The organism is Luteimonas sp. TWI596, assembly GCF_039674105.1.
Classification (GTDB): Bacteria; Pseudomonadota; Gammaproteobacteria; order Xanthomonadales; family Xanthomonadaceae; genus Luteimonas.
The window spans coordinates 49,587-64,021 of the sequence record NZ_JBDJMU010000002.1 but is presented as its reverse complement, the minus strand read 5'-3'; the positions used below and the strand labels follow the sequence as shown (position 1 = coordinate 64,021).

Genomic DNA, 14,435 nt, shown 5'->3' with positions numbered 1-14,435 from the left:
GTCGGCATGAGATGTCTGAAATGACGAAGCCTAGGAGGGTAACCCCGCAACCTTCGCTGACCTCGCGCCGCTTACTGCTCAGGGACGATCGGGGAACTGCCGTTCACCATCACCGCGCTCAGCGCGCGACCAGGCCATCGTCGGTCAACTCGATGCGCTGCAGATCAATGCCATTGCCCTGCAGACCCTTGCGCACGCCCGAAGCCAGAGTCGCCAGCGCCTCGCGATTGCCCTGGCGCTTCATCGTTTGGTACGACAGCGCCGACACCATCGTGAGATATGCCGTGCGCTCGGCCTGTGCCTGCTTGGCCGCATCACTCATGCCGGCGATCTGCGGCACGGCGGCCAAGGGACCGATCAACTGACGACGCACCGCGCGTTGCCCATCCGGCACCCTGGCCGAATCGCGGTCATTGGCGACCTCCCAAGAGATCAGAAGATGCGCGGCCAGCACATCGCCGAGATTGGTCGGGTCATACCCGTAGCGCCGCAGAATGCCGTCGAACTGCCGCAGCAACTCACCTGAGCCGATCACTTTTTCAAGATCGGCGACCTGCTGCGTGTTGCGGCCAAACGCCTGGATCGTCTCCTGCTGCACCCGTGCGCTAATGGCCGGGTCACGCCGGAACGACAGGGTCTGAACGGCCTGTGCATCGACCTGCGCAGGTGCCGGCCGAGAGACCGCCTGCTGCAATGCACGTTGCACGGCGGCGTCGCCATCAGCGGCATGCGCACAGGCAATTGTTCCAATACAGAGGAGAACGAAAACCCCTAGACGCCACCGAAGCAAAGTTAACTTAATTGAACTGAAGATCATGATTTTTCCAGCGGAATAAACTTAACAAGCAAACTAATCACCTACCAATATTCAACTCTCGCCTATGTTCAAGCGCGGGTCGCGCAGACCATTGTGAATTCGAAACTACCGCCAGCAACCTATTTTTGATCTCCGGAAGACTGCAATTCAACCATCTTTTTTGGAAAATCCTTTCCGACCGATCTGTAATGAAGCAAAGTCAACACCGATCGTGCTCTTAAAATCTTCGCGCACCAACGCCGAAAGCTCTTGTCGAGCATCTTGAGATGCTTGCGCCCGCGAAGATGATTCAAGCAGTACGGCTGCGGTCAACGCGTGGATGGTGTCCGTCTGCGCATCGGATCGCTCCTTTTCCGTCTCCAATTGCCGAAGAACGGCTTGCGCCTCATCCCTTCCCACAGCCTCTCCACTCACAACTTCCCATGCGGTCACCAGCAAAAGCGTGTGATTTCGACTACTCGCGCCGAATTCAAGGCCAAGTTCCGAGGAACGGTTTCTAGCCACCGACTCCGCCGCTCCGGACAAGACGAATGATTCCAGCCAAGGCGCGCCAAGGCCAGAAATCTCCGGGAACCTCTCTACGAACAACAACTCAGTTGAATAGAATCTTCCGCGTTCGCTTCCAAGCCCACGCGAAAAGGACGACTCTACGACTGATCTTTCATCCTCAGAGAGAAAATTTTTGTCGGGCAAGGTCGGCGTTGCTCCGACACCATCTTTAAGCTCTACTTCCATGGCACGCTTGGAGCAGGCCACGATCAAAATGAAAGTGATAGCAGCAAGAGCGCCCAACATTATTCGAAGCTGCTCGCTATTCAAGCGTAGACTCATCAGCGTTGGCGTTGGGAAGCAGCATCTCGCCCAGCCTCGAACGCAGCCTGACGAAGCCAAACCAGCGCCGAACGCTCGCCATCGCGTTGCACGCGACGACGATACTCCGGCGCGAGCCTGGCCATGACTGCATCAATCTCGGCTTGTGTAGGCTGGGCACTTGTAGCTTGCTGACCGGATGATCGGTGTCGCCCCTGCCGCTTTGCCTGCTCGCGATTGTATCGATCCGTGTCAAGCTGAAGCGGCTGAGCATATGCACCCGGGCTCGCTGTCGTCACTTGAGGGACGACAACATCCTGCGCCCAACTGTTCAGTGCGAACATCATGCCGCACAGGGAAACAAGCATCTTCATGCTAGCTCTCCTTCATCAACAAAACGAGCAGATATCATCATTCTATACAGGTGCCTGGTTCTTAAATACGGAGGGGGCTCTTACGAGCCCCCTCTGTACCACAGTAACCCCACTAAAGCCTACTACTGCTTCCTGGCGATGGAAGTGATGCCCTCGCCGATGGCCTTCAATGCAGTGCTGGTGGTATTCGACATAATACTGAACATCTGCGACTCAGCCTGGAACTCAGTCATGGTTTTCTGGAACTCGCGCGTATTTTCCTCACGCGCCTCTCCTTCGAGACCCTCGAGATCCTCATTAAGCCCATTGAGCTTCTCCATCAGCTTTTCCATTTTTGCTGCTCGATCCCCTAGCATTTCGCCAAGGCCCCCGGCCAAAGCGAGAAGCCAGGACTTACCCGAAGCACCGGAGGTCGCGTCCGAGCGCCCCTTACTGTCGATTCCATGGTTGGTGATGAGGTTGGCAAGGTCGGAGGCGGAGATCGTCACCGACGCGGTCAAAGTTGTCATCTTTATCTACTCCTTCGATTTGGAAAGCGGTAATCTGGGTAGGTCGTCGCTGCCGTCTTAGATAAGGCGCGAATCGAATTTCGTCTCTACATTGGGCCTGCATGACCATGTTCGCTACTGGGGCGTCCCCTAGGTAGTCCAGTTCGTTCAGCGATTACCCAGCTTGTGCGCCACACCAATGGAAGCCCACCCTTGAAAAGCCGGCTCCGCAGCGTATGAGGAAGCAGATTCAGTGCTTCGACTCTGCCTAGAAAGCCAGTCACGCGCTGCATTTTCGCCCTCCAAACGCGCAATTCGAGCGAACTCCAATGCTCGCTTCACGGAGTCACTTTGTAGGACGTCAAAAGGGACCTGAAAAGCACTATCTATGGCAGCACGTTGGCCGGGCTGGATCAAGGCCTCTTGTGCGCCGCCCAGGCCGTCGCCAAGGGCGCCTGCCAGATCTCCATTTCCCGGAGACAGCTCTCGACCAGCATCAATCGCGCGATTCAGTGCATCAATCAAATCTTCGCGACTTGCCGCATCAACCGACTGGTCGGCCCTCAACATCCTTTCGAAGCGCTCAAGCAACTCCGCCTTGACCTCGGAAAATCCAGGTTGGTCGTTGAGATCCGACATATCTAATTCTCCATACGCCATATCGTTCAGCATCGGCTATCCATCGGGGAGGCGCCTTGCTCGTTAGCTTGCCCCTCAGGATGGGTATAACTTGTGAACCCGCAGTTTCAATAGCGCATCCTCATTCGCTGGAAACGAAGAAGGCCGGGCGTCCCGCTCGGCCTTCTTCGCTGCAGCAAGGGTCAGGCGCTAGCCTGGACTGCAGTGAGCGAGTTGACCATCCGCTTGGCATCGGCGCCTTCCCGCTCGCCCATTTCGCGAGCCTGTGCTCCCAGCCAGGCGTCGGCGGCCTCCCTGCCGTCGCTCGCAGCGCGCCGCTCATACTCGGGGACGAGCGCCTTGAGCTCCTGCTGGACGACGTCGAGACGCTCGTCCATGTGCCGGATCAGCACCGTCTCGTCGTCGGCAGTGATCGCGCCCTGTTCACGCAACTGCGCGAGGCCGTCGATCCATGCCTGGCGCTGGGCCTGCTGGTCGTACTGCATGGATCAGTTGCCCACGCCGAAGTTGAAGTTGAAGCCGCCCTTGAAGCCATCGCTGACGGCATCCTGCGCCGACTGCGGCAGGCCCATCGACGAGAACAGGCTGTCGAACGCGCTGCTGAAGAGCTGGCCGATCAGATCGCCCAGCATGTTGCCCAGAATGCCGCCCAGCGGGCCGCCCAGGGCAGTCCCAATGACAGAACCGATGGCGTCGGAAATGGCACCTGACATGATGTTTCTCCTTTATCGATGATGATGATGATGATGACTGAGAGGTACAACGAAAACCGTGCGCGTCAGGACCTGTGAAACGGTGGGTCGATCGCGGCTGCAGGGCAAGTCTGCGCCGGCATCAAACACCGCGCATCTGGGACGTACCCCATCTAGGGTCCGCCCTAGTTCACGCCCTTGACGTGACCGTTGCCCCATTTAAGTCCGGCGCATTCGCGCTATAACGGCGACCACGATGTCCGCTCACGACCCGCATCCCGCCCCCCCGCCCGAAGAGGCGCTACCACAGTTCTCCAAGGCCGACCTGCCGGCCAATGGCCGCGATTATCCGGCCGAGGTGCAGCTGCGCAGCCGCCGGATCCAGTTGCGCGGCTTCGCCTTCCGGCACGTGCTCGAACTGCTGCAGCTCGGCCGCGAGGAGCGGGTGACGCGCCTGCTGCTCGACAACCGCCTCGACACACTCGACGACGCGATGGGACTGGTGGTGTGGGCCAACCGCATCTACCGCGACCGACCCGGCCTCGGCCTGTGGCGCGCCGGCGACCGCGGTGACCGATTCATCGGCATGTTCTCGCTGGTGCCGTTGGGTACCACGCGTGAGGTCTCGATCGGGGTGCGATTGTTGCCGTCGGCGTGGGGACGCGGCTACGCGATCGAGGGCGGCGCGGCCTTGTGTGCGCATGCCTTCGACGGGATGGGGCTCGAAGACTTGGTGGCGCACTGCGCGCCGGACAACCGCTCGGTGCCGCCGCTGTTGCTTCGGCTGGGATTTGAAGAGATCGATCCCGGCATGCACTTCGGCAAGCCGGCGCGCCGGTTCCAACTGCGGCGCGAGGACTGGCGCGGCCTGCGTCCGCGCCGGGAGGGCGTGGCGCCAGACGCGCAGCGCGACGCGTCGGCGCAGCCGTCGGCGCCGTGATGCACAGCGACCCGATGGCCGACCGAAGGCGCTGGGTCAGCCGTGAAAGTGCGGATCGATGGTCAGCGTGCCGAGGTTGCGCTCGGCGAAGCGGCGGGCCAGTTGCGGACCGGCTTCGCGGATGGCATCGAAGCTCTCACGCGAGCGGCTGTCGGCGCGCAGCACCCAACCCTCACCCTCTCGTGTGAGCAGCAGATCGGTGCCCGGCAGCGTGGCATCGGACATGCGCAACAGCACCTGGCCATCGCCGGACTGGCGCGCATCGTGGACCGCGAGCTGGCGGACATGGCGCTCCATCATGTCGAGCAGTTGCCCCGGATCGGCAGGCACCGGGGCCGCGGAGGGCTGCGGCGCGGCGGCGCCGTCGCGCAGCGCCATCTGCGCCTGCAGCATCGCCGCCGATTCGGCGGGCATGGGCTGCGACATCCCGGATTCGTGCTGTTGCCGGAACGTACGTCCATCCACCAGGACCTCGGCCACCGACTGGCCGGTCTTCGCCGCCTCCTGGCGGCTCGCCTGCTCGGCCAGCAGCATCTCCTCGGACTGGCCCTCGCCGGTCTGCATCGGGACCTGCTCGAAGCCCGTGCTACCGCCCTTGGCCTGCTGCATCAAGGAGCGGAACTGGTCGACCTGCTCGCGCGGTGCGACGTCGCGCGGGTCGGCCTTGGCCTGGCGGTCGACCTGACGGTTGCGCGCCGACTGGTCCGGGGGCCGGGAGGTCGAATCGTTGCGTTGAATCGTCATCGTCGTCTCCTACAGCTTGGCTAGCGGCGCGCCAGATGGCGTGCCTGCATCAGATCCTCGGCAGTCGCCTCTTCCTGCCGCGCCTGCAACCCGCGTTGTTCCCCGCGCCACACGTCGCGCCGCTTCTCCAGCGCATCCTCGCGCGCCTTGGCGCGGAAGAACGCATCGCGTGCAGCCTGCAAGGCCTGTTCGGCCTCGCGCACCGCGTCCTGGGCCTTGGCCAGACGCGCCTGGGCGCCGACGATCTGTTCGCCGATCAGTTCGATGTAGAGCTCGCGCTGGGTCATCGCCGCCGGCCACGGCACGCCGCTCGGCGGCGGGTCGAGCAGCCGCGCACGGTGCTGCGCGCGCGAGGCGCGCAGGTCGTCGATCTCGCCCTCGATCCGCTGGCAGGCCTCCTGGCACTGCTGCAATGCGCGCTGGCGGTCCAGCACCACGCGGCGCGCCGCCTCGGTGCGATGCGCGCGCAACTGGAGCAGCGTCTGCAGCGGATAGCGTTTCATGCGAGCAACTTCCGCAATGCCGCCGACGAAGTGTCGAACGGCACCAATTCGTGTTCGGACTGCTGCAGCAGGGCGCGAATCGCGCCGATCTTCTCGATCGCCAGGTCGGCATCGGGATCGCTACCGCGCTTGTATTCGCCCAGTTGCACCAGCAGCTCGATGTCCTGGTGCTTGGCCAGCAGCTTGCGCAACTGCCCGGCCGCGCGCAGGTGCGGCTGCTCGACGACCCGCGGCATCGTGCGGCTGAGGCTGGTGAGCACGTCGATCGCGGGGTAATGGTAGGCGGCGGCCAGTTTGCGCGAGAGCACGATGTGGCCGTCGAGGATCGAGCGCACTTCCTCGACGATCGGATCGCCGCCGTCCTCGTCCTCGGCCAGCACGGTGTAGAACGCGGTGATCGAGCCCTTGTCGTTGTTGCCTGCGCGCTCGAACAGCTTCGGCAGTTCGCTGAACACCGAGGGCGGAAAGCCGCGCCGGGCCGGCGGTTCGCCGACCGCCAGGCCGACGTCGCGCAGCGCGCGCGCAAACCGGGTGACCGAATCGACCAGCAGCAGCACGCGCTTGCCCTGGTCGCGGAAATACTCGGCGACCGCGGTGCCGACCCACGCGGCGCGACTGCGCTCGAGCGCGGGACGGTCGGACGTGGCGACGACGATGACCGACTTGGCCAGTCCGGCCGCGCCGAGGTTGTCGTTGATGAATTCGTTGACCTCGCGGCCGCGCTCGCCGACCAGCACGACCACGTTGACGTCGGCATCGCCGCCCCGGGCCAGCATGCCCAGCAATGTGCTCTTGCCGCCGCCGGCCACGGCGAAGATGCCGATGCGCTGGCCCTCGCCTGCAGTCATGACGGTATCGATCGCACGCACGCCGGTCGAGAACGGACGCTCGATCAACGCCCGGCGCAGCGGATTGGGCGAGGCGGCATAGATCGGCGCATCGACCGTCGGACCGATCGACCCGAGGTCATCGATCGGCGTGCCGTGGGCATCGAGGATGCGGCCGAGCAGGCCGTCGCCGACGGGCACCGACGCCTGGCGGCCGGAGGCATAGACCTCGGTCGTCGCGGCGATGCCGTCGAGCGGCCCCAGCGGGGTGAGCACGGTGTGCTGGCGCGACACGCCGACGACCTCGGCCGCCAGTTCGAACCGGTTGTCGCCGGGATTGCGCAGATGGCATAACTCGCCGATCGCCGCGCGCAGCCCGGTCGCCTTGATCAGCGTACCGTAGGCCTCGCTGACCCGGCCGACGCGCTCGATCGCCTGCACCTTGCCCAGCGCGTGCAGCAGCGGATCGTGCGCCGGCGACGGCGCGCCGACGGCATCGAGGGCCGACAGGGCGAGATCGGCGGTCATGGCGCGGCCACGTGTGCGCTCGCCTGTGCCAACGCGGCGCGGATCGCCTCGATCTGCTGGCTGACCCCGGCGCGGACTTCGCCGGCCTCCGAGACCACGATGCAGCTCAACGGGTCGAGGCTTTCGTCGTCGACCAGTTCGATCAGGCCAACGCCCGGGTGCGCCTGGCGCACCGCGCCCAGGCCCTCGCCGACACGCTCGCGCGCGGAGGGGTGGACGCGGATCATCAGAAACTGCTCGGCCTGCGCCGATTCGACCGCTTGCATCACCAGGGCGGGCACGACGGCGGCGGCGTCGAAACCGGGGGCGAGTCGCTGCACGATCGCGCAGGCGAGATCGCCGATCCGCCCTGCGGCGTCGGCCAGCACGCGGGCGCGACGCTCGTTGAGCGAGGCGAGCTGCTCGGTCATCTGCTGCTTGGCCCGCTCCAGGCCTTCGGAAAAGCCTTCTGCATACCCCTGCTCGCGCGCCTTCTGGACCTCTGCACCCGCCTCGTCGTAAAGCGCGTTGACACGCTCGAGCAGCGCATCGAGCTCGCCCAGCGATCGCCACTCGGCCGCGCGGACGATCGGTCCGGCAACGCCGCGCTGGAACTGGCGGCGCTCGAAGACAGCGGCGCTGCCCGCGGGTTTGTGGCGCTGAGGAGGAGCGGCGGTCGGCATAGGGGGTTCGAAACTCCGGTGGTCGGCGCCGCTCAGTCGGCGACAGCGCGGTTCTGGTGATGGGTCTGCACCACGAGCACGGGTTTTTCCGGCAGGTGCGCAGAGGGCAGTGCTTCGGGCGCGTGGAGTAACCGCGCCCATTGCGCGAGCGCCGGGTCGCGATGGCTGGCCCAGGCCTGGAGTTCGGCCCGGCCCTGGTGGGCGAAGGTGCGCAGCAGCGTCGTCTCGCCGTCGGTCACGGACAGGGCATGGCGCAGGCCTTCGACGAGCCGTGTCTGGACCTCCGGCTTGACCTTCGCGTCCCAGACGCTGCGATCGAGCGCGAGCAGATAGCTGCTGCCCAGCGCCGCCTTAAGCCGGCGTACCGGCTCGCGTCCGATCTCCGCCCGGATTGCCGGCGCATAGGCGAGCACACCCAGATCGCGATGGAGCGCATCCAGGCGGGCCCGGCTCCAGCGCGCGATCAGTGCGCCCGGACCGTCAGGCGAGGGGGCCAGCAGATGCGATGCCGGGCCCGCCGCAAGCGCGGCGGCCAGCAGCCGGCGTCCCAGTGCACTGTCGCAGGCGCGACGCAGCAGAGCGGGATCGAGCCCGCCGTCGCTGGCCTCATGCCAGGCCGGATGGACCTCGGCCAGCAGCGCCCGCAGCGACATGGTCAGCCCTGCCAGCGCTTCGGTGCCGGCTCGGCAGGCGCGGCGCTACGCCCGCGCAGGCGGCCGCCGAACGCGAGCAGCAGCGCGATGATCACGACCACGGCCGCCGCGATGCCGATCGCCAGCGGACTCACCGCCGACAGCGCCATCGCGGTGCCACCGCTCTGCCCGGCCTCCGGCGGTGCCGGCATCGCGACGAACTTGACCGAGACCTGGTTGATGTCGGTCAGGCCTTCGACGCCGTCCTTGACCACGATCTTGATGTCGGCCTCGCGGTCGCGGACGCTGGCGCCGGGCTGTTCGAAGATCCACACCGCCGCCGAGGTCTTGCCGGTCGACCCGCCCAGCGGATCGCGCTCGGGCAGCGCGATGTGCACGCGCGCGTTGGCCACGCCCGGCAGCATGCTCAAGGTGTGCGAGATCTCCTGCTGCAGGCCGTGGATGTAGCGGCCGCGCTCATCGGTGGCCGATGAGGCGAAGCCTTCCTTTTTGAAGATGTCGCCGAGGTTCTGATAGTGCTGCCGTGGCAGGCCCCGGGCTTCCAGCACCGCCATCGCCTGCGGGATGTCGCTTTCGGCCACGACGACGTCCCAACCGACCTTGGTCGCCGACGGCTTCTTCTTGGCCTGGATGCCCGAGCCGATCAACGCGCCCATCATCTCGTTGGCCTGTCGCTCCTCGAGCGCGCTGTACAACGGGCTGCCGCCGCAGCCGGCGAGCACCAGGCACGCCAGCAACACCAGCAGCCAGCCCGACCATCGATTACGGTTGGAAAGACGCATCCAGGTCACCTCGTCAGGACTGCTGGCGGAACAGCTGCTGGATGCCGTCGGACGTGCGGTTGGCGACGTTCGATGTCATTTCGCACTGGAACAGGAAGTGGTGCGACTTCATCGTCATCTCGATGACCTGGCCAGGCGTCAGCTCCCCGGTGTTCTGGGTCATGGTCTTGGCCAGCGAGTTGATGCTTTCGGCACCGCCATTGAGGTTGTCGACCGCCGACATCAGCATCCGCATGCCCTGCGATGGCTCGGACGCGCCGACGCTGGCGACGTCGGGCGTTACATTGGCGGCCGAGGGACTGCCGCCGGCGCGGTTCATCGCCTCGGCGAACTGGTTGACTTCATAGGCATCGGCGACCGGCTGTCCACCGCCCGGTGCGCCTGCCCCCTGTGCCGCGGGCTCGATGCCGACGGCCTGGATTGCGTCCACCATGATGATCTCCTTAGAGCTATGGGCGCGTGTCGCTTACTGCTTGCGACCCAGCGTCTCGAGGGCCTGGCCGACGCTGTTCTGCGAGGTCGAGGCGTTGTTGGACAGGAACTGCATGCGCAGGCTCTCGGCGGTGAGTGCGACGACGTTCGACGGTTGGTCGCCGCCCTGGCCGATCACGTCCGACAGGTTGGTGATGCGCGTGGCCTGTGCGTCGAGGGTCTGCCCCCATGCGCGCGACATCGCCTCGTACCAGCTCGAGCTACCGCCGCCAGCGCCGCCGGTGCGGGTGCCGCGCAGGGTGTTCTGATCGTTGTGCATCGATGCGCGACCGATGAAGTTGCCGATCGCGTCGTTGGAGATGGTGGTCATGTCGTGGCTCCTGTCGTCTGCAAAAGGGGGCTTAGGGAACGAACGCGGCGCACGCGCGCCTGGGGGTTACTGGGTGGTGGCGGCCGGGCGGCCCTGGGTCGCGCCGTTGCGGGTACTCGCGACCACGCCGCGGCTACCGGCGGTGACGCCGGCGACGACCTGCACGAATCGCGGGTCGACCTGCTCGGCAGCCGGCGCCGATGCGGTCGCGGTGTCGTCGAGCGTGGCCACCGGGCCGGGGGTGATCTTGACCAGGTCGCCGCGCGCGTTGAGCACGTGGGCAGACGCACCGATGGAGATCAATCGCCCCTTGCCGGGCAGTTCGTCGCCGGGCACGAAGCGCCGGCCATCGGACGCGATCAAGTGCGGGTCCTCGCCGCGCACGATCGAGACGATGTGCGGCGGGGGCTCCTCGGGCGCCTGCCCTTGCAGCGCGGTGCGCGGCACCTGGCCATCGGGCGTCCGCGGCAGGATCCGGGCCACGCCGGAGATTTCGCTGACCGCCCGCGAGCGGGCCAGGCGCTCGATCTCGGCGCCGTCCTCGAACTCGCCGACCACTTCGACATCGCCATTGCCGGTGTAGCGGGCCTTCACCGGGATGCCGTGCCCGCGGAACATCTCGGCCACGTCGGCGGCGATGTTCTCGCCAGTGCGCAGTTGCAGCGAAGCTGCGATGCCTTCAGCCTGGAGTTGCGCGCGCAGCCGCTCGAGCGTCGCCGCGCTGTCGACCGCGCCGGTCACCGACGGCCGCCCATCGACGCCATCGGAGATCCCCGGATTCATCACACGATGCTCCTGGAGCAGTGCGTCGAGCCGATCGCGCGGATCGACCGTGGTCTGCGAACCCGGCAGCACTGCGGCGAAGATCGCCAGCGAAGCGAGCGACAGTGCGGCGATGCCGGCGATCAGCGGCAGACGGCGAACGAAGCCCGAGCGCCGCGGCGCGACCTCGTCGGGCGGCGCGAAGACGGTCACAAAGCCGTCCCAGTCCGGGTCGTCCTCGCGGCCGAACGCGATTGCGGCCTCGCCCAGCCGCACGGGCTGCACCGTGGCCAGTTCAACCGGATCGCCGGGCTCGACCTGGGTGGCGCCGACCTGGACCGGCGCGTCGAGCGCGCGGACCAGGAAGCGGCCGCCGACCAGCGTCACCAGCGCATGGTGGCTGGCCACGCCGTCGTCTGCGAGGACGATGTCGCAATCCTCGCCACTGCCCACCAGTATCATTTCCTCGGCACCGAGCACGCGGCTTGCGCCGGCATGCAGGCCGTCGACGATGCGCAGCACCTGATGCACGGGCCGCGCCGGATTGTCGTTGCGTTGCGTCATGACTGTCCTCGCTTGGCGTACGCTGCGCGCGGCACCGCGAACATCCGTGCGGCCCGGCGGCATGCGCCCCGGTTTGATACGACATGGTCACGCATTGATCTGCCCCGCCTGCACGATGCGCAGGTCCGGCGCCAGTTCCTGGTACGAGAGCACCGGCAGGTCGAAGAAATCGACCTCCATGAGCTTGCGCAGATGCCTGCGCACGTCCAGCGAACACAACAGCACCGGTCTGACGCCGGGCGCTTGCCGGCCCAGGTGCGCACGCACCTCGTTGCCGAGCCGACCGGCCAGTTCCGGAGATATCGCAAGCTGGCTGGCACCACCCGCCACGCGGACCGATTGCCGCAGCTTGTCTTCCAGTTCGGGATGGATCAACAGTACATGCAGCGTGCGCTCGTCGTCTGAATAGCGGTCGGCGATTTCGCGTTTGAGCGCGACGCGCACGTACTCGGTCAACAGCACCACATCTTTTTCGCGACCCCCGACATCCGTGATCGCCTCGAAGGCATCGCGCAGGTTGCGGATCGGCACGCCTTCTTCCGACAGCCGCCGCAGCACATCGGCCACACGCTGCGGCGCGACCACACGCAGCATTTCCTTGACCAGATCGGGATAGTCGCGCTGCATGCGCGCGAACAGGTTCGATGTTTCCTGGATGCCCAGAAACCCCCCCATGCGCCGGCGGATCGCCGCATCGGCATGGTGGCCGAGCACGTCGATCGGCGCCTGGGCGCCGTCGGCCTGCGCCTGTGTCCACTCGCCGGCGATGATCGCCGGATAGAAACCGGGCTGTTTCGCCGCGCCGGCAGCGCTCGCCGGCTGCGGCTGCAGCCAGGCGTCGGTGCGCAGACGCCCGGTCGCGATCCGCGCGCCGAATGCGGTCAAGCGGTACTCGTCGTCGGCCAGAGTCGGCACGATGCGCATCGAGGGCACCGGCACCGGCACGCCGTATTCTTCGCGCAAGCGCTGCGCGGTCTCGGCGATGCGCACCTCGAGATTGTGCCCACCCAGTGCCTGCGCGAGCGCAGGCGAGACCTGCAGTTGCAGCGGCGCGGGCGGCGCGAGATCGTCACGCTCGGTTGCCTGCTGCGCTTCGGCGACGACCTCGTCCTCGCTGACCCGGAACGCGCGGCGCAACAGCTCGAACTGATGCCGATAGCGCCAGGCGCTCAAGGTCAGCAGGCCGACGCCCAGCACCAGGAAGACGCCCCACGGGAATCCAGGCACCAGCGTCATCAGCAAGGCCAGGATGCCGGTGATCAGCAGCACGCGCGGCTGTCCGGACACCTGGCGGGTGATCGCGTCGCCCAGGTGGCGATCGTCGATCTCGCCAGTGGTGCGGGTGACGACGAGGCCGGCGGCGATCGTGGCGAGAATCGCCGGGATCTGCGAGACCAGGCCGTCGCCGATCGTCAGGATGCTGTAGACATGCGTGGCCTCGGCCAGCGGCATGCCCTTCTGCAGTACGCCGATGGCCAGGCCGCCGAGCAGATTGATCAGGATGATGACGATGCCGGCGATCGCATCGCCCTTGACGAACTTCATCGCGCCATCGAGCGAGCCGTGCAGCTGGCTCTCGGTCTCGAGCAGGCGACGCTTGCGGCGCGCCTCGTCCTTGTCGATCAGGCCGGCGCGCAGATCGGAGTCGATCGACAGCTGCTTGCCGGGCATCGCGTCCAGCGTGAAGCGCGCCGCGACTTCGGCCACGCGCTCGGCGCCCTTGGCGATGACGATGAACTGCACGACGGTGATGATCAAGAACACCACCATGCCCACGACCAGATTGCCGCCGGCGACCAGCGTGCCGAATGTCTCGACGATGTGGCCGCCTTCGGCGTGCAGCAGGATCGACCGGGTGATCGCGATCGAGATCGCCAGCCGGAACAGGGTGGTCAGCAGCAGCACGCTGGGGAAGCTGGAGAACGCGACCGGCGTCGGGATGTAGATGCCCAGCAGCAACAGGCCGAAGCCGATCGAGATGTTCACCGCCACCAGCATGTCGATGATCACCAGCGGCAGCGGCAGGATCATCACGCTGATGATGGTGACCGCCGCGAACGCCAGGATGACGTCGCTGTAGCCGAACTTGCCGCGGGGCGCGGCGCCGGCCGGTGCGCCGGTCAGGGTGGCGAACAGGGCCTTCATGCCGCCACTCCCTGGCATTGGATCGCGGGCACGCGCCGCGACGCGGGCACCGCGCAATTCCGCACTCCGCGCAAGCTGGACTTCATTCGGCGCATCTGCCCCTGACCTCGTGCGTCACTTTTTGCCCTTGTACGATACCCTACCGATGTTAGGAAGTGGTCAACCGGATGTTGCAAGCGTGTCGCAAGGCCGGGCGCAGGCAATGTGAAGGTCGCGGCGGGCCCGGCGGACCGGGTGACGCCTGGCGTCACGCAGGCTTAACGATCGCCAGCGATATTGAAGCGCGCGTCCGTACGCGTTGTCGCCTCGTTGGCTGGTGCCAAGTCATCGGCGTCCAGATCGGTGACGAACGTCACGGATTGACCGCCGACACCGATGGCAAATGCCCGGCCGGCGCGCGACCGGACCACCACCAGCCGTTCCCGGGGGCCGACCGGCAGGATCTGCACCACCGTCAACGGCGTGTCCCCTCCCGACAATCCATAGCGGCGGCGCAGCAGCCGCAGCAGCAACAACAGGCCAGCGATGATGAAGACCAAAGGCAACACGATGGCCAGCATTTCGCCGACGAATGAATCGCTGGCCGGTGCCGCGGGCGCCGCTGGCGCAGCTGCCGCCCATCCCGGCAACCAAGCGACGGCCAGCAAGCCGGGTGCCCGGCACAATGCAGAGAAACGGGACAGGCAGGCGGCACGGGTCATGG

General features: G+C 66.1%; 19 protein-coding genes. 1 reads left to right on the top strand and 18 read right to left on the bottom strand.

Features of this window, described 5'->3' with window-relative positions:
• Positions 1 to 118: 118 nt before the first annotated feature.
• The 7 genes from ABE487_RS01640 to ABE487_RS01610 all read right to left on the bottom strand — a co-directional run bounded on the left by ABE487_RS01640 (position 119) and on the right by ABE487_RS01610 (position 3,841).
• Entirely contained in the window at positions 119 to 817 is a 699-nt protein-coding gene (locus ABE487_RS01640) for a DUF6683 family protein (protein ID WP_346450687.1), read from the bottom strand.
• 147 nt (positions 818 to 964) lie between these two features.
• Positions 965 to 1,636: a hypothetical protein gene (locus tag ABE487_RS01635; RefSeq protein ID WP_346450685.1), complete on the bottom strand. Its 672-nt coding sequence runs from the start codon at positions 1,634 to 1,636 to the stop codon at positions 965 to 967.
• Positions 1,637 to 1,647: 11 nt separating this feature from the next.
• A complete protein-coding gene (locus tag ABE487_RS01630) occupies positions 1,648 to 2,001 on the bottom strand; it encodes a hypothetical protein (protein WP_346450683.1) in 354 nt (117 codons plus the stop codon).
• A 122-nt stretch (positions 2,002 to 2,123) separates the two neighbouring features.
• On the bottom strand, positions 2,124 to 2,510 hold the full coding sequence (locus ABE487_RS01625) for a hypothetical protein (RefSeq protein ID WP_346450682.1): 387 nt from the start codon (positions 2,508 to 2,510) through the stop codon (positions 2,124 to 2,126).
• Between the two features lie 147 nt (positions 2,511 to 2,657).
• Entirely contained in the window at positions 2,658 to 3,161 is a 504-nt protein-coding gene (locus tag ABE487_RS01620) for a hypothetical protein (RefSeq protein WP_346450681.1), read from the bottom strand.
• A gap of 149 nt (positions 3,162 to 3,310) precedes the next feature.
• Entirely contained in the window at positions 3,311 to 3,613 is a 303-nt protein-coding gene (locus ABE487_RS01615) for a hypothetical protein (protein ID WP_346450679.1), read from the bottom strand.
• 3 nt (positions 3,614 to 3,616) lie between these two features.
• Positions 3,617 to 3,841, bottom strand: coding sequence for a hypothetical protein (locus tag ABE487_RS01610; RefSeq protein WP_346441822.1), 225 nt, complete (start codon positions 3,839 to 3,841; stop codon positions 3,617 to 3,619).
• 235 nt (positions 3,842 to 4,076) lie between these two features.
• On the opposite strand from ABE487_RS01610, the gene ABE487_RS01605 reads away from it, so the two are divergent.
• Positions 4,077 to 4,760, top strand: coding sequence for a GNAT family N-acetyltransferase (locus ABE487_RS01605; RefSeq protein WP_346450678.1), 684 nt, complete (start codon positions 4,077 to 4,079; stop codon positions 4,758 to 4,760).
• A gap of 36 nt (positions 4,761 to 4,796) precedes the next feature.
• On the opposite strand, the gene ABE487_RS01600 is transcribed toward ABE487_RS01605, so the two are convergent.
• From ABE487_RS01600 to ABE487_RS01550, 11 genes are all read right to left on the bottom strand, one after another.
• On the bottom strand, positions 4,797 to 5,504 hold the full coding sequence (locus ABE487_RS01600; protein WP_346450676.1) for a hypothetical protein: 708 nt from the start codon (positions 5,502 to 5,504) through the stop codon (positions 4,797 to 4,799).
• A gap of 20 nt (positions 5,505 to 5,524) precedes the next feature.
• The gene (locus ABE487_RS01595; RefSeq protein ID WP_346450674.1) at positions 5,525 to 6,007 is read right to left on the bottom strand and encodes a hypothetical protein; all 483 of its coding nucleotides are present in this window, start codon (positions 6,005 to 6,007) and stop codon (positions 5,525 to 5,527) included.
• Complete coding sequence (locus ABE487_RS01590) at positions 6,004 to 7,362, bottom strand: FliI/YscN family ATPase (RefSeq protein ID WP_346450673.1); 1,359 nt, start codon at positions 7,360 to 7,362, stop codon at positions 6,004 to 6,006. Before ABE487_RS01590 ends, ABE487_RS01595 begins: the two co-directional genes overlap by 4 nt.
• Positions 7,359 to 8,024 carry a FliH/SctL family protein gene (locus tag ABE487_RS01585; protein WP_346450671.1) on the bottom strand — a complete coding sequence of 222 codons (666 nt, stop codon included), beginning with the start codon at positions 8,022 to 8,024 and terminating at the stop codon, positions 7,359 to 7,361. The genes ABE487_RS01590 and ABE487_RS01585 overlap by 4 nt, the downstream gene beginning before the upstream one ends.
• A 32-nt stretch (positions 8,025 to 8,056) precedes the next feature.
• The gene (locus ABE487_RS01580; RefSeq protein ID WP_346448591.1) at positions 8,057 to 8,677 is read right to left on the bottom strand and encodes a hypothetical protein; all 621 of its coding nucleotides are present in this window, start codon (positions 8,675 to 8,677) and stop codon (positions 8,057 to 8,059) included.
• Positions 8,678 to 8,679: 2 nt separating this feature from the next.
• Positions 8,680 to 9,459, bottom strand: coding sequence for a type III secretion inner membrane ring lipoprotein SctJ (sctJ, locus tag ABE487_RS01575; RefSeq protein WP_346448589.1), 780 nt, complete (start codon positions 9,457 to 9,459; stop codon positions 8,680 to 8,682).
• Positions 9,460 to 9,472: 13 nt separating this feature from the next.
• A complete protein-coding gene (locus tag ABE487_RS01570; RefSeq protein ID WP_346450669.1) occupies positions 9,473 to 9,892 on the bottom strand; it encodes a hypothetical protein in 420 nt (139 codons plus the stop codon).
• Between the two features lie 33 nt (positions 9,893 to 9,925).
• Positions 9,926 to 10,261: a hypothetical protein gene (locus ABE487_RS01565; protein WP_183425288.1), complete on the bottom strand. Its 336-nt coding sequence runs from the start codon at positions 10,259 to 10,261 to the stop codon at positions 9,926 to 9,928.
• Between the two features lie 66 nt (positions 10,262 to 10,327).
• A complete protein-coding gene (locus tag ABE487_RS01560) occupies positions 10,328 to 11,587 on the bottom strand; it encodes an FHA domain-containing protein (RefSeq protein ID WP_346441831.1) in 1,260 nt (419 codons plus the stop codon).
• A gap of 87 nt (positions 11,588 to 11,674) precedes the next feature.
• Entirely contained in the window at positions 11,675 to 13,732 is a 2,058-nt protein-coding gene (gene sctV / locus ABE487_RS01555) for a type III secretion system export apparatus subunit SctV (protein ID WP_346450668.1), read from the bottom strand.
• Positions 13,733 to 13,989: 257 nt separating this feature from the next.
• Entirely contained in the window at positions 13,990 to 14,433 is a 444-nt protein-coding gene (locus tag ABE487_RS01550) for a flagellar biosynthetic protein FliO (RefSeq protein WP_346450667.1), read from the bottom strand.
• Positions 14,434 to 14,435: the final 2 nt, after the last annotated feature.